The organism is Actinoplanes palleronii (assembly GCF_016862315.1).
GTDB lineage: Bacteria > Actinomycetota > Actinomycetes > Mycobacteriales > Micromonosporaceae > Actinoplanes > Actinoplanes palleronii.
On sequence record NZ_BOMS01000100.1, the window covers coordinates 63,137 to 83,404 of the forward strand.

Sequence of the window (20,268 nt, forward strand, 5' to 3'; positions counted from 1 at the left end):
TCACCTCACCTCGCCTTACCTCGCCTCGAAGGAGCACCATGGACTCGTTTCCGACGTTGCAGGAGTTCGTCCTCCACCTGATCTACGACCCGGCCGCCCGGTCGGCGTTCGAGCTCGACCCGGAGCTGGCGTTGCAGGCCGCCGGGCTGGACGACATCACCGCCGCCGACGTGCAGCAGGTGATCCCGCTGGTGATCGACTCGGCGCCGGTGGCCGGCCTGCACGGCCTGACCGGGGCCGACGACCTCAGCACCGGGGTGGCCAATCTGGACGTTGCCGGCGCGGTGTCGCACCTGCAGGCGATCGCCGCCCAGGTGACGCTCACCCCGGCGCACCTGGGCGCCGAGCTCAACGCCGGGTTCGGCGGCGCCGCCGCGATCAGCGTGGCCGGCACCTCGGTCGGCGCCGGTTCCGCGTTCACCCTGACCGGGATCGGCGGCTTCTCGGCCGCCGACGACCCGGGCCAGCACGTCGACCAGCACGTCGTGGCCCCGGTCGAGCACGCGGTGACCGGCGTGCTGCCCGGCGCGGTGCTGCCCGCACCGGACCACGGCGCCGTGCTGCCCGGCCTCGACAGCGGCCCGGCCGGTCTGCTCGACAGTGGACTCGACACGATCGGTGACGTTCCGTCCTCGGCCGGGCTCGATCATTTCCCGGGCCTTGACGGGCCCGGGCTCGGCGGGGCAACCTCTTCGATCGAGTCGGTGCTCGACCCGGATCTGGGGCACGTGCTGTCGCAGGACCCGGCCGACACCGTGCACGGCGCGGTCAGCGGTGTCACCGGCACGGTCGGTGGCGTGCTGCACGACGTGACCCCGCCGCTCGGCGAGACCACGCACGGCCTGCTGGGCGATTTGCACTTCTAGGGCGGCGAACCCGCGGCCTGCGGCGGCAAAACCGCGGCGGACCCGCGGCGATCAAGAGACTGGAGCAGGTGCGCATGACGAACTGGGAGACCGGACCCACGGCCTATCCGGGTCCGGTCTCCCTCGCCCCGCCGCCACGGGTGCCGTCCCCGCGGACCGAACCCGATCCGCTACGGGCGTCCGGCGCCCTGCTCTGGCTCGACGTGCTCGACGCGACGATCCGTACGTGCACCGAGCACGGCCGGACCGAGACCGCCGAGCAGCTGTCCCGGCGCCGGGCCCGGCTGCTGCACCCCGAGTTGCGGGTGCTCGTCGTCGGCGCCGCCCAGCAGGGCAAGAGCCAGCTCGTCAACGCGCTGATCAACGCCGGTGTGTGCGGTGCCGGCGCCGACGGCACCCGGGTGCCGACCGTGGTGCGGCACGCCGGAGCACCCAGCGCCCAGCTGATCCGGCGTGGTGCGCCCGGCGCCGACTGGACCGCCGAGGTCGGCCTGCAGGACCGCATCCCGCTCGCGCTGGAGGCGCTCGACGCCGCGATCACCGAGGCGACCGGGCGGCTGCCGGCCGGCGCGCCGGTGCACGCCGAGGTGGCCGTACCCCGGTCGCTGCTGGCCGGCGGCCTGGTCCTGATCGACACCCCGCCGCTGCCCGGTCCGACCGGCCCGGCCGGCCAGGCGGTCCGCGACGCCGGTGACCTGGCCACCCACGCCGGCGCCGACCTGGTGCTCTACGTCTGCGAGGCCGATCGCGGGCTCAGCGATCCCGAGCTGACGGTCCTGCAGGGCCTGGCCGCGCTCTTCCCCGAGCTGCTGGTGGTCCTCACCAAGACCGACTACGCCGTCGACTGGCGGCGCAACCTGGCCGACACCCGCGACCGGCTGGCCCGGGCCGGCGTGCCGGCCGCGACCACCGCCGTGTCGTCCACGCTGCGCCTGCACGCGTTGCAGGCCGGCGACACCGCCCTCAACGCCGAGTCCGGTTTCCCGGATCTCCTCGTCCACCTGCGGCGGATGGTGGCGGCCAAGCCCGGCGCGCTGGCCCGCGAGACGGTCGGCCGGCTCGCCGGCGTCGCGGTGCAGCAGCTCGCCGTCCCGCTGCGCGACAAGCTGGCCGCCCAGCGCGACGCCAGCGTGCCGGACGCCGTCGCCCGCCTGCACGCCACCCAGCGCCGCCTGGACGACCTGCGCAAGTGCGCGGTCCGCTGGCAGAACACGCTGTCCGACGAGATCGGCGACCTGATGTCCGACGTCGAGCACGACCTGCGCGACCGCACCCGGGCGGTGCTCGCCGAGGCCGAGCAGTTCTTCGCCGAGGCCGACCCGGCCAAGGCGTGGGACGAGTTCGAGCCCTGGCTGCGCCGGTCCCTGCTGGAGCTCGCCGAGACCAGCACGACCTGGCTCGCCGAACGCACCGACTGGACGGCGCAGCAGGTCGCCGGGCAGTTCCCGGCCGAGGCCGGCGCGGTGTTGCCGCCGCTCGCGCTGGAGGTGGCCGGCCCGGCTCCCGACGACGTGGTGCCCGGCCTGGACGCGCCGCCGGTCGCCCGGTTCAGCCCCACCCAGAAGCTCTTCATCGGGCTGCGCGGATCGTACGGCGGTGTGGTGATGTTCGGCCTGGCCACCAGCCTCGCCGGCATGTCGCTGATCAACCCGATCTCGGTCGGCGGCGGCGCGATCTTCGGGGGCAAGACGATCCGGGACGAGAGCAAGTCGCTGCTCAAGAAGCGGCAGGCCGAGGCGAAGACGATCGTCGCCCGGCACGTCGACGACGTCTTCGTGCACCTCAACAAGGAGGCCCGGGACAGCGTCCGGCGGGTGCAGCGCGGGCTGCGCGACCACTTCACGGCGGTCACCGAGGACCTGCAGGAGGTCATCATGGATTCGCTGCGCAACGCCAAGGCCGCCGCCGACCGGGACGTCGCCGCCCGGGAGCAGCACAGTCGCCGCATCCAGCAGGAGCTCGCGGCCCTCGCCCAGCTGCACGCGCAGCTCGTGGCGCTGAACGGCCGCGCGTGATCGACGACGAGGACCTCCAGGAGCGGACCCACCGGCTGCTCGCCGAGGCGGCGCACGTCTACCGGGGTGTCCCACCGGCCGCCGCGGTGCTGCGCGCCACCGTGGAAGGGCTGGCCGGGCCGCTGCGGCTGGCTGTCGCCGGGCCCGCCCAGTCCGGCAAGTCGACGCTGGTGAGCGCGCTGATCGGCGAGCAGCTGGCACCGGTGGAGCTGCCCGGCGAGCAGCCGGAGAGCGTGGTCTACCGCGACGGCACCGAGCCGCTCGCGTGGTGGCGCGACGCCGAGATCCCGGTGGCCCGTACCGGGTACGGCCTGCGGCTCTCGCCGGACGCCCGGCACGAGCGGCGGCTGCCCGGCACCTCCCGTGCGGTGATCGTCTGGCCCAGCCGGGTGCTGCGGCGCACCGAACTGATCGACACCCGGCTGCCGCTCGTCCGGGCCGTCGAGGAGGCCGACGCGGTCCTGTACGTGACCCCGCAGCTCGGCGACGCCGACGTCCCGGCGCTGCTGACCGCCCGGGGCCCGCGCGGCCCGATCACGGCGCCGGTGCACCTGATGGTGGTGCTCTCCCGGGCCGACGCGACCGGCGGCGGCCGGACCGACGCGCTGCTGACCGCGAAGCAGGCCGCCCGGCGCCGGCGGCGCGAGCCCCGGATCGGCGCGCTCTGCCAGGACGTGCTCGCGGTGTCCCCGCTGATCGCGGCGGCCGCGCGCACCCTGACCGCCGACGAGTTCCAGGCGATCACCGCCCTGGCGGCGCTGCCGCGCGCCGAGTCGGAGCCGCATCTGCTCTCCACCGACCGGTTCGCCGCGGCCGGGGTGCTGTCCCCGGTCGACGCGCCGGGACGGGTCCGGCTGCTGCAGCGCTTCGGCCTCGGCGGTGTCCGGCTCGCGCTCACCCTGGCCCGTACCGGCGGCGACACCCCGGCCGTGCTCGCCGAACGCCTCCAGGAGCACAGCGGCCTCAAGGACCTCCAGTCCTCGATCGCCGGCCTCTTCACCGCCCGCCGGTCGGTGCTGCGCGCCAGGTCCGCGCTGGCCACCCTGGACCACGTGCTGCGCACCCACCGGACGCCGGCCGCCGGACACCTGCTCGCCCAGGTGGAGCTGCTGGTCGCCGACGCGCACGAGCTGCGGGAGCTGCGCCTGCTCTCGGCGTTGCGCGCGGGCCGGCTCAACCTGCCGCCCGAACACGGCGCCGACGCCCGGCAACTGCTCGGCGGCGCCGGCGTCAGCATCGGCGAACGCCTCGGCATGTCACCGGACGCGACCGCCGACGACACCTGGCACGCGGCGCGGACCGCGGCCGGCCGGTGGCGGGACCTCGCCCACGGCGGCACCCTGCCGGCCGCACAGCGCCGGGCCGCCGAGACCGTGCTGCGCAGCTGCGACATGATCGCGAACCGGTTGGACCGGCTGTCGTCCCCGGCTCTCCCCCTCGGCTAGGCAGGCGCCGGATCGATGACAAGGTGGGTCCATGAACGTTCTGGTGGTCCGCGGCGGGCCCATGCACGAGCCGGTGGCCTGCACCGAGCTGTTCCTGCCCCGTCTTCGCGAGCGTGGCTTCACCGTCGAGATCGCCGAGACCCTCGACGTGTACGACGACACGGCGGCCCTCGACCGCGCTGATCTGATCCTGCAGTGCTGGTCGGTGGGGACGATCACCGCCGACCAGGAGCGCAACCTGGTCGCCCGGGTGCGCGCCGGTGCCGGGTTCGCCGGCTGGCACGGCGGGGTGGTGGCCACCTTCCACGAGGCGCGGCACTACCAGTACATGGTCGGCGGGCGGTTCCTGCACCACCCGGGCGGGCTGATCGACCACACCGTGGACGTCACGAGCGAGCATCCGATCGTGCGGGGCATCGGCAGCTTCGCCGTGCACACCGAGCAGTACTACTGCCACACCGACGCGACCCTCGACGTGCTGGCGACCACCACGTTCACCGGGGAGCACGGTGAGCCGGAGACGGCCGGGGTGGTGATGCCGGTGGTCTGGCTGCGGCGGTTCGGGCGGGGGCGGGTGTTCGTGTCGACGCTCGGGCACTGCCCCGCGGATCTGCTGGTCCCCGAAGTGAACACGATCACGGAACGCGGGCTGCTCTGGGCCGCGGATAAATTGTCGGTGCCGTCAAGTTGAGGTAGCTTCTTGACCATGGAGTCAACTTACGAGCAGGACACCGCCGAGGAGACCGAGGCCCCCGCCCCGGCCCCCGCGCCGGCCCTGATCTTCCTGGATTCGGCGGACGACGCCGCCGTGTGTGACGTGGACGGGACGTGCGACTGTTAGCGACTCCCCAGGGATAAATCCGGGGGATTCCCAGCTCGGACCGCACCCGATTCACCGCCCCGGAGGGTGGCGATCTGATGTCTGATGTCGTCGGCACTGGCACGGTTGCGTTCAGCCGTGGCGAGGATCGTCCTCGCGGCGTTGAGATCACGACCGGCGGCATAACCGCAGGCTGCGCACTCAAAGACTCGTACACCCAATCCAAGGCGTTCCTTGGTTCTCGTACCGCACTCGGAGCAGGTCATCGTCGTGTAGGCGGGCGGCACCAGCACCACCTTCCGGCCCGCCCGCAGACCACGGTCGACAAGTTCACGTTTGCACGCACCGATCGCAGCGTCAGCAGCCTTGCGGGCCATCCGGGACTTGGCCAGAAACGTCGGCTTGAAGTCCTCCACCGCGATCAATGCATGATGGTCGGTGACCCGTTTCGCCCAGACCCGGGCGTCATGGGCGTTCTGCCGAGCCGCCTTCTTCTCGATCCTGGCGGCCTGCCGCTTCGCGGTCAGGTAACCCTTCGACGGAGCGTGCCCCTTCCCTCGGCGCCGACGGGCCATCCTGCGCTGAGCCTTGGCTCGTTCTGCGGAACAGCGCCTGCGATGGCCCAAGTACGGCAGGTCGAAAGCCGAATCGGTAGTGGTGGCGGTGGTCTTCACGCCCCAGTCCACTCCGATGCCCACCAGGTCCGCCGCCGGGACTGCAACGCTTCTGCGACGGACCACGAACGACGCGTACCAGTGGCCGAGGTTGTCGCGGTAGACACGGACACTGGTCGGCTCGGACGGCAAATCCCGCGACCAGACGATCGGGATCGTGACTTTGCCGGGCAGGCACAGCCGGCCGCCTTTGATCCGGAAACCTCGCGTGGTGTATTCCAGGCTCAGCCGAGCCTTTTTCAATTTTTTGACTCGTGGCCGTCCCCGACCCTTGACCGTGAACGAGGAACGCAGGCCCATCGTGTAGGTGCGCAGCGTCTGCTGCTGGGCAACTTGCGAGCCCTCCCGCAGCCAGGCCTGGCGGCCACGAGCGTCGGTCAGCAACTTCGACAACTTGCACATCGTCGGCTTCCGGCCGGTCTTCTGCTGGTGCACAGCCTCGTTCCACAGCCAACGGCAGCGACCCCACTCCGCGAGCAGCGCCGCCTCCGCCATGCGACCGGGCCGCAATCGATAGGTGTAACGCACCGTCTCGAGCACACCGGCGACCATACCGCTCGAAACTGACTGGTCACCTGCCCAGACAGCGTGAAACCAACAGCACGACGCCGCCCGTCCAGCCTGCCGGATAGGGCTGCCCCTGACCCTCCACAGAGGTCCCACCTCCTCCCCGGCTAGCCGGGAGTACCCACGAAAGGATCAAAATGACCGCGAGTGCTTTCGGATCTGCCGCTGAGCCGATCACCGTCGACGTCTGGAGTGACGTCGTCTGCCCGTTCTGCTACCTCGGTGACGCCGTGCTGGCCCAGGCGATCGAGCAGTTCCCGCACGGCAGCGTGCAGGTCCGCTACCACAGCTTCCAGCTCAACCCAGGCTTCGCGGTCGGCGAGGCCATCCCGGCCGCCGACTACCTGGCGAGCAGCCTGCGGATGCCGGCCGAGCAGATCGCCGCCTCGCACGCCCAGCTGGCCTCGCGCGGCGCGCAGGCCGGCCTGGACTACAAGTTCGAGGACTCGTTCATGGTGAACACCAAGGACGCGCACCGGATCATCCACCTGGCCAAGGCGGCCGGCCGCGAGCACGACATGGTGTTCCGGCTGTTCAAGGCGCAGTTCACCGACGGTCTCAACCTGGCCGACCACGAGGTGCTCGCCGACCTCGCCGCCGAGCTGGGGCTGTCCCGCGACGACGCGCTCGAGGCGCTGAAGTCCGGCGCGTACGAGAAGGACATCAACGCCGACCTGGCGCAGGCCCGGGCGTACGGGATCTCCGGGGTGCCGTTCTTCGTCTTCGACAACAAGCGGGCGGTCTCCGGCGCGCAGCCGGTCGAGGCATTCCGCAAGGCGCTGGACCTGTCCTGGCAGGACCGGGCGGCCCAGCCGGCATGACCGTGCCCGACCGGCCCCGGCGCGCCGACGCCCGGCGCAACGTCGAGGGCATCCGCCGGGCCGCGCTCGACGTGTTCCGCTCGGGCGGCCTCAGCAGTTCGCTGGACGAGGTCGCCCGGGTGGCGGGGGTCAGCAAGGGCACCATCTACCACCGGTTCGGCAGCCGGCGCGGCCTGATCGACGCGGTCGTCGACGAGCTGGTCGCCGAGCGGTTCCAGGGCATCATCGCGGCGGTCGAGCAGCTCGACGATCCCCTCGACCGTTTCGAGCGGTACCTGATCGGCACGTGGCTGCTGCAGTTCGACGAGCCGGCCGCCAACGACGTGCTGATCCGGGCCCTGCCGGAGTCCGAGCCGCTCACCGTGCTGTGCGAGCGGGCCCGCGGGTTCGCCCGTGAGCTGCTGGCCGACGCGCAGGCCGCCGGGGTGGTCCGCGCCGATCTGACGCCCGACGACCTGAACTATCTGATCCTGGAGCGTGGCGCGGTGGTGCAGGCCTGCTGCGAGCAGACCCGCGAGGACTATCAGCGCCGGTTGCGCTTCCTGCTCGACGGCCTGCGCCCGCCTATCGCGGGACGCTCAGCACGATGACCGCCATGTCGTCGCCGGCCTGACCGTCGGCGGCCTGCAACGCCCGGTCGAGCACCAGGTCGGCGAGCTTCTGCGCGGAGGTCTCGCCGGCCTGGTCCAGGATCGTGTGCACGCCGGCCTCGCCGAGGATCCCGCCGGGCTCCCGGTGGCCGGCGTCGGTGACCCCGTTGCTGCACAGCACCAGGACGTCGCCGGGTTCCAGGTCGATGTCGTCGATCTTGAAGCTCAGCCGGCCCAGGACACCGAGCGGGCCGAAGGTCCGGCCGGCGGCGTGCACCCGGCCGTCGGCGCGCCGGATCGCGGCCGGTGGGTGGCCGGCGGTGCACAGTCGTACGGTGAAACCGGCAGCAGCCCGGCGGACCGCGAGGTAGGCGACGGTGACGAACCCGGACGCGCCGATCTCGTCGAACCAGCGGTGCAGCGCGGTGTCCAGTTCGGTCAGCACGATCGCCGGCGAGCTGGCCCGCACCGCGGCGGCGCGCAGCGTGTATTTCGCCAGCGCGCTGACCCGGGCCGCCGGCGCGCCGCGACCGGTGACGTCGCCGAGGAACACCGCCCAGCCGGTCGGGGTCGGCACCGCGTCGAAGAAGTCACCGAACACGTCGAGGTCCGCGGTCCGGTAGGCCACCGCCAGGTTCAGGCCGGGGATCGTGGGCAGGTCCTGCGGCAGCAGGCTCTGCTGCACGGTGTGCGCGAGCTGCCGGTACCGCTCGGCGGACGCGCGGGCCAGCTCGGCCTCACGCGCGGCCTCGTCGGCCGCGATCCGCAGCGCGACCTCACCGCTGGCGGCATGGGCGAGAACCTCGAGGGTACGAAGGTCCTGCGGCTCCCAGTGCCGTGGCCGATCGTCGACCACGCAGAACGAGCCGAGCACCTGCCCGTCCGGTGACCGCACCGGGAAACCGGCCCAGGCGATCACGCCCATCGACACGATCGACGGGTTGTCCTGCGTCATCGGGTTCAGCCGGGCGTCGTCGATGATCACGGCGTCGTCGGTGGCGATGATGTACTGGCAGAACGACTCCTCGGCCCGGTTCTGCCGGTCGGTGCCGGTGACGCCGACGCAGCTCTTCCAGAACGAGCGCTGATCGTCGACCACCGTGACGAACCCGAACGGGGTGCCGAGCAGCTCACACGCCAGCCGGGTCAGCCGGTCGAACGGCTCCTCGGGGCCGGTGTCCAGCAGCCCGGTGCGCCGGACGGCGGCCAGGCGTGCCGGTGACGTCAGCGTGGAGTCCCCCGGTTTCGGCACCGGCCCAGTCTACGGACCTTGGCTGGATATCACCTCGATGCGAGATCGCGAGCTCGGACCGGTTACCGTCTGCCGGGCTTCGGTGCTTTCACGCCGAGCGGTGGTAAGGGAGAACGCGTAGCGATGAGCGGTTCTGATACGGGAGTCGACGTGTTCGCCGCCGGTGGTCAGGTCGGCCGGGATCTGGCGGCCGTGGACTGGGCGGCGACACCGCTCGGGCCGCCGGCGGACTGGCCGCAGAGTCTGCGCACCGCCGTGAGCATCCTGCTGTCGTCCCGGTTCCCGATGTGGATGGGCTGGGGCCCGCAGCTGACGTTCTTCTGCAACGAGGCGTACCGGCACGACACGCTGGGCGGCAAGTATCCGTGGGCGCTGGGCCGGTCGACGAGCGAGGTGTGGTCCGAGATCTGGAGCGACGTCCGCCCGCGCGTCCAGAACGTGCTCGACACCGGCGAGGCCACCTGGGACGAGGGGCTGCTGCTGTTCGTGGAGCGCTCCGGGTACTCGGAGGAGAGCTATCACACGTTCTCCTACAGCCCGCTGCGCGACGACGACGACACGATTGTCGGCCTGCTCTGCGTGGTCAGCGAGGACACCGAGCGGGTGATCGGCGAGCGGCGGATGGCCACGCTGCGCGACCTCGGCTCGGACCGCAGCGTGGTGCGCACCGAGCAGGAGATGCTCGCGTTCAGCAGCCGGCAGCTCGCCGCCAACCTGCGCGACCTGCCGTTCACCGCCATCTACCTGTTCGGCGAGGACGGCGGCGCCCGGCTGGCCACCCGCACCGGCATCGCCGCCGGGCACCCGGCCGTTCCGGAGACCATGGCCGCGGACGACGCCGCGGCGGTCTGGCCGCTGGCGCTGCTGAGCCAGGGGGAGCCACAGCTGATCGAGCTGAGCGGTGACCTCCCGGCCGGGGACTGGCCGTTGCCACCGACCCAGGCCCTCGTCACGCCGCTGGCGCAGCAGGGCGGCACGCCGAACGGGTTCCTGGTCGCGGCGCTGAACCGGTACCGGCCGCTGGACGACGGCTACCGCGGGTTCGTCGAGCTGACCGCCGGGCACGTCGCGGCCGGGATCGCCAGCGCGCGCAGCTACCAGGCGCAGCAGCGGCGGGCCGAGGAGCTGGCCGAGCTGGACCGGGCCAAGACCGCGTTCTTCTCCAACATCAGCCACGAGTTCCGTACCCCGCTGACCCTGATCATGGGGCCGGTCGAGGAGTTGCGCGGGCAGCTGGCCGGCGCGGAACCCCAGGTCCGCGAGGAGCTGGAGGTCATCCACCGCAACGGGCTGCGGCTGGGCAAGCTGGTCAACGCGCTGCTGGACTTCTCCCGGATCGAGGCCGGCCGGATGCAGGCCCGCTACGAGCCGGTCGACCTGGCCACCACCACTGCCGACCTGGCCAGCGTGTTCCGCTCGGCGTTCAGCCGGGCCGGGCTCAGCTTCGAGGTGGACGTCCGGCCGCTGCCCGAGCCGGTCCACCTGGACCGCGGCATGTGGGAGAAGGTGATCCTCAACCTGCTCAGCAACGCGCTGAAGTTCACCTTCGACGGCGGCGTCCGGGTGAGTGTGCGCGCCGACGGCCGGCACGCGGTGATCACCGTCGCGGACACCGGCGTGGGCGTGGCCACCGACGAGATGCCGCGGCTGTTCGAGCGGTTCCACCGGATCGAGAACTCCCGGTCGCGCTCCAACGAGGGCAGCGGCATCGGGCTGGCGCTGGTGCAGGAACTCGTCGGGCTGCACCGCGGCACCATCGCCGCGGAGAGCACCGCGGGCGCCGGCACGACGTTCACCATCCGGTTGCCGTTCGGCGCCGCGCACCTGCCGGCGGACGCGCTGACCCCGGCGGCGAGCTCCGGCACGCGCGGGACCTCCGCCGACCCCTTCGTGCAGGAGGCGTTGCGGTGGTTGCCGGCCCAGGCCGCTCACGAAGGCGTACGGGAAGAGTCGCCGCAGGCGCCCGCGGCCGAGAGTGATCAGCGGACGCCGGGGGTGACGGCCTCGGTCCTGGTCGCCGACGACAACGCGGACATGCGCGACTACCTGGAGCGGCTGCTGCGCTCCGCGGGGCACCGGGTCAGTGTGGTCGGAAACGGACAGCTGGCGCTCGAAGCGGCGCGGATCAGCAACCCGGACCTGATCATCAGCGACGTGATGATGCCGGTGATGGACGGCCTGCAGCTGGTCGGGGCGCTGCGCGGCGACCCGCGCACGGCCGGCACCCCGGTGCTGCTGCTGTCGGCGCGCGCCGGGCAGGAGGCGGCCATCGAGGGCCTCGAGGCCGGCGCGGACGACTACCTGTTCAAGCCGTTCTCGGCGGCCGAGCTGCTGGCCCGGGTGCGGGCGAACGTGGAACTGTCCCGGCTGCGCACCGGGCACGCCCGATGGCGCACCGCGCTGATCGACTCCCTGCAGGAGGCGTTCTTCGTCTGCGACGAGAACGGCGCGGTCATCGAGATCAACGCCGCGTTCACCGATATCCTCGGTTTCGGTCCGGAAGATCTTCCGTACGCGCCGACCCACCCGTGGTGGCCGGACGCGGTCTCGGACAGTGACGCCCATCAGCAGGTGGCCGAGGCGTTCGCCCTGCTCACCGGGCACACCCAGGGCACCTACACGATCCCGGTGTCGCACCGCGACGGGCACCGGCTGTGGGTCGGCGCCGCGTTCAACCAGGTGCAGGACCCCGACTCCGGCCGCAAGGTGATCGTCGGGACGTTCCGGGACGTCACCGCGGAGCACTACGCCATCCAGCGGGAGAGCGCCCTGGCCGCCCTGGGCCTGCGGCTGTCGCGTTCCGAGGATCTCACCGACGCGTTGCACGGCGTGCTCACCGAGCTGCGGGAGCTCTGGCAGGCGCCGGCCGTGGTCGCCGGCGTCTTCGACGGCGCCGCCGTTCCCACGGTGACCGCGACCGATCCTGATCTGCGCTGGGCGGAGCTGCCCGAACCGCGGCGCCGGGCCCTGCTCGCGCTGCGCGACAAGCCCCTGCTCACCGCGGTCACCGAACGCTCGGCCGGCGCGGGCATCACCATCGAGCACCCGCACGGCACCATGGCCCTGTGGATCGAGCTCGGCCCGGCACGGCCGTTCACCGAGCAGGACGAGACGCTGCTGGCGCTGCTCGCCGGGCACATCGGCCAGGGCCTGCACCGGATCCACCAGATCGACCAGCAGCGCGAGACCGCCCTCGCCCTGCAACGCGCCATCCTCGGCCCGGCGCAACTGCCCAGCGGGTTCGCCGTCCGGTACGAGCCGGCCAGCCGGCCGCTGCGGGTCGGCGGCGACTGGTACGACACGTTCCCGCTGGCCGACGGCCGGATCGGCATCGTGGTCGGCGACTGCGTCGGCCACGGCCTGCGCGCCGCCACCGTGATGGGGCAGCTGCGCAGCGCCTGCCGGGCCCTGCTGCTGCAGGACGCCAGCCCGCCCGCCGCGCTGATGGCCCTCGACCGGTTCGCCGCCCTGCTGCCCGGCGCGATGTGCGCAACCGTCTTCTGCGGCGTGCTCGACCCGGACAACGGGCACCTGCGCTACTCCAGCGCCGGGCACCCGCCGGCCATCGTCGCGCACACCGACGGCGCCACCCACCTGCTCGACCAGGGCCGGTCCCGGCCGCTCGGGATCCGCCCGGACATGCCCCGGCCGGAGGCGGAACACACCATGCCCGCGCGGGCCACGCTGCTGCTCTACACCGACGGGCTGGTCGAACGGCGCCGGCAGCCGCTGACCACCGGCATCGAGCAGGCGACCGCGGTGGTCCACGACGGCCGGGGCTCGTCGGTGGAGAGCCTGGCCACCGCCGTGATGGACAAGCTCGCCCCGGCCGGCGGGTACGACGACGACGTGGCGCTGCTGGTCTACCGCCAGCCCGGGCCGCTCGAGCTGGAGTTCCCGGCCGAGGCGACCCGGCTGGCGCCGGTGCGTACCGCCCTGCGCGGCTGGCTCAACCGGGTCGGCGTCGACCCGGCCACCGCGCAGAAGGTCCTGGTCGCCGCGGGTGAGGCCTGCTCCAACGCGATCGAGCACGGCCACCGCGACACCCCCGGCGTGATCCGGCTACGGGCCGCCGCCACCGCCGACGACCTGCACCTGACCGTCGTCGACAGTGGCCGGTGGAAACCACCGCAGCCGGCCGAGAACGCCCACCGCGGCCGCGGGATCACGCTGATGAGGGCGTTCATGCACCACGTCACCGTCACCACCGGCACCACCGGAACCGTCATCGACATGCAGGCAAGGATCGTCCCGTGACCACTGCCCTCACCCTCACCAGCGGACACCGTGCCGGGAGTGCACCCACCCTGATCGCGGCCGGCGAGATCGACATGAGCAACGCGGAGACGTTCGCCGCCGCGCTCGCCGAGGCCCTGGCCGGCGCGGGCGGGACGACGCTGGTCGTCGACCTCACCGCCGTGGAGTACCTGGACAGCGCCGGCCTGGCCGCCCTGTTCGCGAACGCCGACCACATCGAGGTGGTGGCCGGGCCACTGCTCGGACCGCTGCTGACGGTCTCCGGCCTGGCCGACCTGATCACCGTCCGCTAGCTCGCGTTGCGGAACCCTGCCGGGGCGTCAGGGCCGGCGCAGCAGCTCGGCCATCTCGGGGAGCTCGAAGAAATCCGCCGTGGCCAGCGCGGACGGCGTGCCACCGGCCGGGTCGGCGCCGACGTCGAGCAGGGCCTTGACCGTCTCGGCGTTCTGCCGGAAGACCGCGGCGGAGAGCGCCGACTGGCCGCGGTCGTTGACCCGGTCCGGGTCGGCGCCCTGCTCGAGCAGCGCGGTCACCAGGTCCACGTGGTTGTGGTACGCCGCGAGGATCAGCAGCGTGTCCCCCTTGTCGTTCGTCAGGTTGGCCGGAAGGCCGGCCGTGACGTTGCCGATCAGCTCCTCGGTGCCGCCGTTGCGGGCCAGGTCGAACATCCGATGGGCGAACGCGATCGTCTCTTCATCCAGCTCAGTCACACCGGAAGCCTATGCCAGGTAGGGTGGCGCCCCGCGCCCGACAGCCGTGACCCCCGGCTCACCCGGTGATTTCGGTGAGGCGGCGCAGGCCTTCGGTGACGGCCATCCGGCCGACCTGCTCGTTACGGTGCGGGGCGGAGTCGATCGGGTGGACCAGGATCCGGCGCAGCACGAAGCGGACCGCCGGTAGCTCGCCCTGACCCTGCTCGGTCAGCTCCGCGACGACGCCGCGCCGGACCGCTTCCACGCACCAGCTGATCGCCTCGTCGTCGCAGTCGCCGGTCCAGACCGACTCGTGCGCGTCCACGAACGCGAACTGCTCGGCGGGCTCCAGGTCGGCGAGGATCCGGGCGATGCCGTTGCAGTTGGTCTGCGTTCCGGCCCGGACCAGGATCTCCCGGACCGGCCGGTCGACGACGACGCTCACGCCGGCAACGATAACCCGCCTGCGGTGTTTCATAGATTCCCGGCTTTTAAGGTTAATTTACGGTTGGCCGAAAAGTGGGCCCTGAGCTGCACGAACGCTGATTTCGTCGCGCTCCGTGCAGTTGACCTACACATAGACGCGGGCGTTGATTGTTAACTGCCTTTCCAATCCCGGCCAGGCCACCCCCCACGGCAAGGGAGTCCCCCACCCATGGCCATCAGACGTTCCCGCCTACTCGCGATAATCACCGCCACCGGCGTCGTCGGGACGCTCGGCGTCCTCGGCATCACCAACGCCTCCGCGGCCAGCGCCGGCACGCTCAAGAGCAGCCTCAACGGCAAGTGCCTCGACGTGACCGACGGCTCCACCGCCAACGGCAACCTCCCGCAACTGTGGGACTGCACCGCGGGCAGCAGCAACCAGATCTGGACCCTCGCCGACAACGGCACGGTGCAGGGCAAGGGCAAGTGCCTCGACGTCGCGAACAACGGCACCACCGACGGCGCCGCCGTGCACCTGTGGGACTGCATCAGCACGGTGAACAGTCAGAAGTGGACCCTCAGCGCCGCCGGCGACCTGGTCAACACCGCGTCCGGCAAGTGCCTCGACGTGATCGGCAAGAACACCGCCAACGGCGCCAAGCTGCAGATCTGGTCGTGCACCGGCACCAGCAACCAGAAGTGGACGTTCGGCGGCAGCTCGACCCCGACCACCGGACCCACCACCTCGCCCACCACCGCTCCCCCGGCCGGTGGACCCGGCATCAAGGCGGTCGCGCCGTACTACTACACCGGCTGGGGCAACCCGCCGAACCTCACCACGGTCACCAACACCACCGGCGTCAAGTGGTTCACCATGGCGTTCATCCTCAACAGCGGCAACTGCGACCCGAAGTGGGACGGCGGCCGCGCGCTGACCGGCGGCGCGGACCAGACCGCGATCAACACGATCCGGGCCAACGGCGGTGACGTGGTCATCTCGTTCGGTGGCGCGGCCGGACCGTGGCTCGAGCACACCTGCGGCAGCGCGTCGGCACTGGCCGGGGCGTACCAGAAGGTGATCAACGCGTACGGGCTCAAGGCGATCGACATCGACATCGAGGGCACCCCGTACGACAGCGCGACCGACCAGCAGAAGACGGTCGACGCCCTGAAGATCATCAAGACCAACAACCCGGGCATCACCACCTACATCACGCTGGGCAGCGGCACCGGCGGGCCGGACGCGTCGCTGATCAACCGGGCGGCCGGCGCCGGCCTGGTGGTCGACGGCTGGGGCATCATGACCTTCGACTGGGGCAACACCACCGGCAACCAGGGCCAGTTGACCATCCAGGCCGCCGACGGGCTCAAGAACAAGCTCAAGACCGCGTACGGCTGGTCGGACGCCGAGGCGTACAAACACGTGGGCATCTCGTCGATGAACGGCATCACCGACGAGAAGGCGGTGGTGACCCTGGCCGACATGCAGACCATCACCGCGTACGCGCAGCAGCACACCATCGCGCGGCTGAGTTTCTGGTCGCTCAACCGGGACCGGCAGTGCCCGGGCGCGTACCCGAACGACGACACGTGCAGTGGCGTGTCGCAGTCCGCGTACCAGTTCACGAAGATCATCAGCGCGTACAAGGGCTGATTTCGATTAAGGCTCGCGGTCGGTTTCGGCCGGCCGCGAGCTGTCAGCTCCGGCGCCGGGTCAGCCAGCCCATCACGTCCAGGGCGTGTGACGCCGGGTCCCGGATCGGGTGGAAGACGTGCTCCACCAGGTCGTCGGCGACGACCAGGGTGACCCGTTCGTAGAGATTCAGATCGCCCGAGATGAGCGTCGGCAAGGCGGCCGCGGCCGCCAAGGTCAGCTTCGGGTCCGGGATCAAGGGGTACGGCAACCGCAGCCGATGCACGAGCTCCCGCTGATACCCGGTCGACTGGGCGGACAGCCCGTAGACCCGCGCCGCCCCGGCCGCCAGCAGCTCCGCGTGGTGGTCGCGCAGCCAGGCGGCCTGATCGGCGCTGCCCCGCGCGCCGTGCACCTCGAGCAGCCCGCGCGGCAGGTCCACGCCCGGCCGGCCGGTGAGCGGGTAGAGGAAGATGATGCTGAGCCCCGGGCCGAGCGCGTGCAGATCCACCGGCCGCCCGTCGGTGGCGTAGAACTGCAGCGCCGGCAGCGGCCGGCCGATCAGCGCGGCCGGGTCGGCACCGGCCACCACCGGCACACCGGTCACCACCTGGCGCGCCGCCGCGTCGATCCGGGCGTCCAGCGCGTCCCGCTGCGCGGTCAGCTCGCCGATCCGCCGCTGCAGGTTGGTGACGGTGCTGCGGAACGTGGCGAGGGCGGCCGCGCACACGTCGTCGGTGCCGTCGGCGATCGACTCGACGAACGGGCGGGTCTCCTCGACAGCCAGGCCGAGCGTCATCAGCTCGCGGATCTGGGCCACCTGCCGTTCCGCGATCGGCTCGTACTCGCGGTAGCCGTTGCTCAGCCGCCGCGGCACGACCAGCCCGGCCGCCTCGTAATACCGCAAGGCGCGCACGGTCGTCCCGGTCCGGCGCGCCAGCTCCCCCACTCGCATGCGGCGACCCTAAACCCACACCCTTGGGTACGGGTCAAGCCGCCCGTTCGTCGCTCTTCCTCGTTCTTCCTCGTCCTTTCTCGCGCTTCCTTGCGCTTCCTTGCGCTTTCCTAGCTCTTTCTGGCCGTGCGCTCCTCGCTCTTCTTGGCGCGCGCCGCTCAGCTCAGGTCGTTGATCTTGGCTTCGAGCTGGTCGCGGCGCTGCAGCAGCACGTCGAGGACGGCCTCGTTCTCGGCGATGCCGGTCAGCTCGGTGGCCAGGTCCTCGTTCTCGATGATGCCCTCGGACTGCGCACCGTCCTCGCCGCGCCGGGACTGGGCGTCGCCGTCCAGCCGGCGGAGCTCGGCAATTTCGACGTCGAGGTCGGCAAGCTTCTGGCGCAGGTTCTCAGCAGTGTTCTCGTCGGTCATCCGATCATCCTAGAGAGGCGGCTCTCCTTGGACTATTTAGTCCAGGCATGGCAGAGTGTCGGCATGGAGTCGGTAACCGGCGAGGCTCAGCATCACGCGCGGCTCAGCGACATGCGGTGGGCCGGGCAGCGCATCGACGCGATAGGGCCCGGCACTCTGCCCGGGCTGGCCCGGCTCGGCAACCTGGTCCGCAGCGTGCGCACCCCCGAGTTCGAGGGGATCACCCTCCACGAGGTGCTCACCAAGAGCGCGCTCAACCACGTGCCGGCGACCAGCGCGATGCTGCCCGGCGAGTGGACGATCAACCCGTACCGGGGCTGCACGCACGCCTGCGCGTACTGCTTCGCCCGTCCCACCCACGAGCACCTGGGCCTCGACCTGGGCGCCGACTTCGACAACCAGCTGATCGTCAAGGTGAACCTGCCCGACGTGCTGCGCCGCGAGCTGGCCACCAAGCGCACCCTGCCCGAGCGGGTGGCGTTCGGCACCAACACCGATCCGTACCAGCGGGCCGAGGGCCGCTACCAGCTGATGCCCCCGGTCATCGACGCGCTCACCGGCGCCCGGGTCTCGTTCTCGATCCTCACCAAGGGCTCGATGATCCGCCGCGACCTGGACCGGCTGGCCGCGGCGGCCGAACGGGTCAACGTCGAGCTCGGCATGTCGATCGCGTTCCTCGACGAGGAGTTACGCCACACCCTCGAACCCGGCGCGCCGTCCACCGCGGCCCGGCTGACCACCCTGCGCGCCATGCGCGACGCCGGCTTCACCCCGACCGTCTTCGTCGCGCCGATCCTCCCGCACCTGACCGACAGCACCGACCAGATCGACACCCTGATCGGCACCCTGGCCTCGGCCGGCGCGGGCACCATCCTGCCGACCCCGCTGTACCTGATGCGCGGCGTCAAGGAACTCTTCTTCACCTGGCTCCGCCACACCCACCAGGACCTCATCCCGGCGTACGCCGACCTGTACTCCAGCGGCTCCCGCACCCCACGCCCTTACCAGGACCTGATCCGAGCCCGGGTGAACCGAGCCCTGCGCAACCACGGCCTCCCGCTGCCAGACTTCACCGCCTCGGATCGTTTCGCCCTGCTGGGCAAACGCTCCATCCCCGCCCCACCCACCCCCACCACTCCCACCCTCTTCTAGGCCTTCACTGCCGGCTGGCACTCAGGGGTGCCTCGACCGCGCGGAGGCACCCCTGAGCGCCAGCCGGAACCCGGAGGCGCCGGACGACCGCGAGCGGGCAGGAACCACGCGACGGGCCGCCGCCGGTTGTGGACCGTCCGGCTGGCGGTCACGGCTGCCTCGACCGCCCGGAGGCAACCGCCAGCACCAGCCACGGGCCGGCGGCTGGTCCCGAGGGGTGCCTTGAGCGCGCGGAGACACCCCTCCGCGCCAGCTGGGGATTGGCGGCTGGTGCTCAGGGGTGCCTCGACGGCCTGGAGGCACCCCTGAGCGCCAGCCGGGGGCGGGAGGCGCGCCGGGGCGGGTGAGAAGGATTAGGTCAGGGAGGTTTTGATGTGGGACAGGGCCATGTCCAGGGCGATCTCCATCGGGGTGACGTCGTGGGCGGCCTTGGCCAGCAGGTAGCCGCCCTGCAGCGCCGCCATCAGGCCGGTGGCCAGGGCGTCGGGGTCCGCGGTCTCGGCCAGGGCGCCGCTGGTCTGCATCCGGCGCAGGCCGTCACTGATCAGTTTCTGCCACTGGGCGAACGTCGCGGACAGCGCCGAGCGGGACTGCTCGTCCTTGTCGGACAGTTCGAGGGCCATCGCGCCGAGCCCGCAGCCGTAAGCACCGTTCTGCAGCGCGTTGGCCTGCACCACCGCGTTGCGCCAGCGGACCAGCCCGGAGAACGACTTGAGCCGTTCGAGCCGGCCCTGCTCGCGTTCCAGGATCACCTCGCCGCGGTAGGCGACCACCGCGCGCACCAGCGCCGTCTTGTCGGCGAAGTGGTGGTAGAGCTGCGACTTGCTGGTCTGGCTGGCTTCCCGCACGTCGTCGAGGCTCGTCGCGGTGACCCCGCGCACGAACATCAGCTGGTCGGCCGACTCGACGATCCGCGCCCGCGTCGCGATCCCCCGAGGGCTGATCCTGCGAGGCTTGACCGGCTCGTCGCTCATCCGCCGAGTCTAGTGGACCATCGAGTCCGCTCAGCGGCGCTGATTCCCTCCTCACGTAGTCTTCGCTCCGTGGCCGACGCGTACACCGTTTTCTGGGCGGGGCACCGCTGTGCCGGCGCTCGGACGCCGATCGCGGCGGGTGAGCCGCTGACATTGCTCTTCGGTGGCCCGCATCAGTCACTGCCGAGCTTCGCCAGAGCCAAGGTCGCGGCCGGTGACCTGATCTACCCGATCGCCGTGCACGCGCGGACCGTTTTCGTGCTGGGCCGGATGCGGGTCGCCGAGGTTCGCACGTTCACCGGCGACACCGTCGGCCGGCTGCACCAGGAGCACGTCGACCCGTATCCGCACTGGCGGTTCCTCGCGGACAGCTGCATGACCGAGGTGGTGATCGGCGCCGAGGGCACCACGCTGCGGCTGGACGCCGCGATGCCGGTCGACGTGCTGCGACGGCTCACCTACCGGTCGCAGCGGGGCAGTCGTACGGTCAAGCGCCTCGACGCGGACGGTCACCTCGTACGATCGCATGGTTTGCAGGGAGTTTATCGCCTGGACCCGGCATGCGCCGGTGACCTCGACGCGGTGCTGGCGCAGCCCGCGGGCCTGGTGGAGTGCGGTCCGCGCAGCGGCCGCGCGGAGGCGAACGCGCAGGTCAAGGCCGGAGCCGACGACGTGTTCTGGCGGACTTTCAGCGGGCCGGCCGCACCCGGTCGTTGAGC

General features: G+C 71.6%; 19 protein-coding genes. 12 read left to right on the forward strand and 7 right to left on the reverse strand.

Annotated elements, in window-relative coordinates; all coding sequences use genetic code 11:
* Positions 1-38: 38 nt before the first annotated feature.
* The 5 genes from Apa02nite_RS31640 to Apa02nite_RS52000 all read left to right on the forward strand — a co-directional run bounded on the left by Apa02nite_RS31640 (position 39) and on the right by Apa02nite_RS52000 (position 5,167).
* On the forward strand, positions 39-866 hold the full coding sequence (locus Apa02nite_RS31640; RefSeq protein WP_067703467.1) for an IniB N-terminal domain-containing protein: 828 nt from the start codon (positions 39-41) through the stop codon (positions 864-866).
* Positions 867-940: 74 nt separating this feature from the next.
* Positions 941-2,881 carry a dynamin family protein gene (locus tag Apa02nite_RS31645; protein WP_239164697.1) on the forward strand — a complete coding sequence of 647 codons (1,941 nt, stop codon included), beginning with the start codon at positions 941-943 and terminating at the stop codon, positions 2,879-2,881.
* Positions 2,878-4,326 carry a P-loop NTPase family protein gene (locus tag Apa02nite_RS31650; RefSeq protein WP_203828287.1) on the forward strand — a complete coding sequence of 483 codons (1,449 nt, stop codon included), beginning with the start codon at positions 2,878-2,880 and terminating at the stop codon, positions 4,324-4,326. Before Apa02nite_RS31645 ends, Apa02nite_RS31650 begins: the two co-directional genes overlap by 4 nt.
* A 31-nt stretch (positions 4,327-4,357) precedes the next feature.
* Positions 4,358-5,017 carry a ThuA domain-containing protein gene (locus Apa02nite_RS31655; protein ID WP_203828288.1) on the forward strand — a complete coding sequence of 220 codons (660 nt, stop codon included), beginning with the start codon at positions 4,358-4,360 and terminating at the stop codon, positions 5,015-5,017.
* 15 nt (positions 5,018-5,032) lie between these two features.
* A complete protein-coding gene (locus Apa02nite_RS52000) occupies positions 5,033-5,167 on the forward strand; it encodes a hypothetical protein (RefSeq protein ID WP_275412550.1) in 135 nt (44 codons plus the stop codon).
* Here the strand turns inward: Apa02nite_RS52000 and Apa02nite_RS31660 are convergent.
* Complete coding sequence (locus Apa02nite_RS31660; protein ID WP_203828289.1) at positions 5,164-6,360, reverse strand: RNA-guided endonuclease InsQ/TnpB family protein; 1,197 nt, start codon at positions 6,358-6,360, stop codon at positions 5,164-5,166. The genes Apa02nite_RS52000 and Apa02nite_RS31660 overlap by 4 nt on opposite strands.
* Positions 6,361-6,524: 164 nt before the next feature.
* On the opposite strand from Apa02nite_RS31660, the gene Apa02nite_RS31665 reads away from it, so the two are divergent.
* Both Apa02nite_RS31665 and Apa02nite_RS31670 read left to right on the forward strand, forming a co-directional pair.
* Complete coding sequence (locus tag Apa02nite_RS31665; RefSeq protein WP_203828290.1) at positions 6,525-7,208, forward strand: DsbA family oxidoreductase; 684 nt, start codon at positions 6,525-6,527, stop codon at positions 7,206-7,208.
* Positions 7,205-7,798, forward strand: coding sequence for a TetR/AcrR family transcriptional regulator (locus tag Apa02nite_RS31670; protein WP_203828291.1), 594 nt, complete (start codon positions 7,205-7,207; stop codon positions 7,796-7,798). Before Apa02nite_RS31665 ends, Apa02nite_RS31670 begins: the two co-directional genes overlap by 4 nt.
* On the opposite strand, the gene Apa02nite_RS31675 is transcribed toward Apa02nite_RS31670, so the two are convergent.
* Positions 7,773-9,050: a PP2C family protein-serine/threonine phosphatase gene (locus Apa02nite_RS31675; protein WP_203828292.1), complete on the reverse strand. Its 1,278-nt coding sequence runs from the start codon at positions 9,048-9,050 to the stop codon at positions 7,773-7,775. The genes Apa02nite_RS31670 and Apa02nite_RS31675 overlap by 26 nt on opposite strands.
* A 123-nt stretch (positions 9,051-9,173) precedes the next feature.
* Here Apa02nite_RS31675 and Apa02nite_RS31680 point away from each other — a divergent pair, with 123 nt between their 5' ends.
* Both Apa02nite_RS31680 and Apa02nite_RS31685 read left to right on the forward strand, forming a co-directional pair.
* Positions 9,174-13,307, forward strand: a complete 4,134-nt coding sequence (locus tag Apa02nite_RS31680) for a SpoIIE family protein phosphatase (protein WP_203828293.1) — start codon at positions 9,174-9,176, stop codon at positions 13,305-13,307.
* Positions 13,304-13,600, forward strand: coding sequence for an STAS domain-containing protein (locus Apa02nite_RS31685; RefSeq protein WP_203828294.1), 297 nt, complete (start codon positions 13,304-13,306; stop codon positions 13,598-13,600). The genes Apa02nite_RS31680 and Apa02nite_RS31685 overlap by 4 nt, the downstream gene beginning before the upstream one ends.
* A gap of 27 nt (positions 13,601-13,627) precedes the next feature.
* On the opposite strand, the gene Apa02nite_RS31690 is transcribed toward Apa02nite_RS31685, so the two are convergent.
* Both Apa02nite_RS31690 and Apa02nite_RS31695 read right to left on the reverse strand, forming a co-directional pair.
* Positions 13,628-14,017: an ankyrin repeat domain-containing protein gene (locus Apa02nite_RS31690; RefSeq protein ID WP_198171227.1), complete on the reverse strand. Its 390-nt coding sequence runs from the start codon at positions 14,015-14,017 to the stop codon at positions 13,628-13,630.
* Between the two features lie 58 nt (positions 14,018-14,075).
* Complete coding sequence (locus Apa02nite_RS31695) at positions 14,076-14,444, reverse strand: hypothetical protein (RefSeq protein ID WP_203828295.1); 369 nt, start codon at positions 14,442-14,444, stop codon at positions 14,076-14,078.
* A 210-nt stretch (positions 14,445-14,654) separates the two neighbouring features.
* Here Apa02nite_RS31695 and Apa02nite_RS31700 point away from each other — a divergent pair, with 210 nt between their 5' ends.
* Positions 14,655-16,079: a ricin-type beta-trefoil lectin domain protein gene (locus tag Apa02nite_RS31700; RefSeq protein WP_203828296.1), complete on the forward strand. Its 1,425-nt coding sequence runs from the start codon at positions 14,655-14,657 to the stop codon at positions 16,077-16,079.
* Between the two features lie 43 nt (positions 16,080-16,122).
* Here Apa02nite_RS31700 and Apa02nite_RS31705 read toward each other — a convergent pair whose 3' ends face one another.
* Entirely contained in the window at positions 16,123-17,013 is an 891-nt protein-coding gene (locus tag Apa02nite_RS31705) for a MerR family DNA-binding transcriptional regulator (protein WP_203828297.1), read from the reverse strand.
* A gap of 158 nt (positions 17,014-17,171) precedes the next feature.
* A complete protein-coding gene (locus tag Apa02nite_RS31710) occupies positions 17,172-17,423 on the reverse strand; it encodes a hypothetical protein (protein ID WP_203828298.1) in 252 nt (83 codons plus the stop codon).
* A 63-nt stretch (positions 17,424-17,486) separates the two neighbouring features.
* On the opposite strand from Apa02nite_RS31710, the gene Apa02nite_RS31715 reads away from it, so the two are divergent.
* Complete coding sequence (locus tag Apa02nite_RS31715) at positions 17,487-18,575, forward strand: radical SAM protein (RefSeq protein ID WP_203828299.1); 1,089 nt, start codon at positions 17,487-17,489, stop codon at positions 18,573-18,575.
* Between the two features lie 353 nt (positions 18,576-18,928).
* On the opposite strand, the gene Apa02nite_RS31720 is transcribed toward Apa02nite_RS31715, so the two are convergent.
* Complete coding sequence (locus Apa02nite_RS31720; protein WP_203828300.1) at positions 18,929-19,549, reverse strand: TetR/AcrR family transcriptional regulator; 621 nt, start codon at positions 19,547-19,549, stop codon at positions 18,929-18,931.
* Positions 19,550-19,618: 69 nt separating this feature from the next.
* Here Apa02nite_RS31720 and Apa02nite_RS31725 point away from each other — a divergent pair, with 69 nt between their 5' ends.
* Positions 19,619-20,266, forward strand: a complete 648-nt coding sequence (locus Apa02nite_RS31725) for a hypothetical protein (protein WP_203828301.1) — start codon at positions 19,619-19,621, stop codon at positions 20,264-20,266.
* The last annotated feature ends 2 nt before the right edge of the window (positions 20,267-20,268 follow it).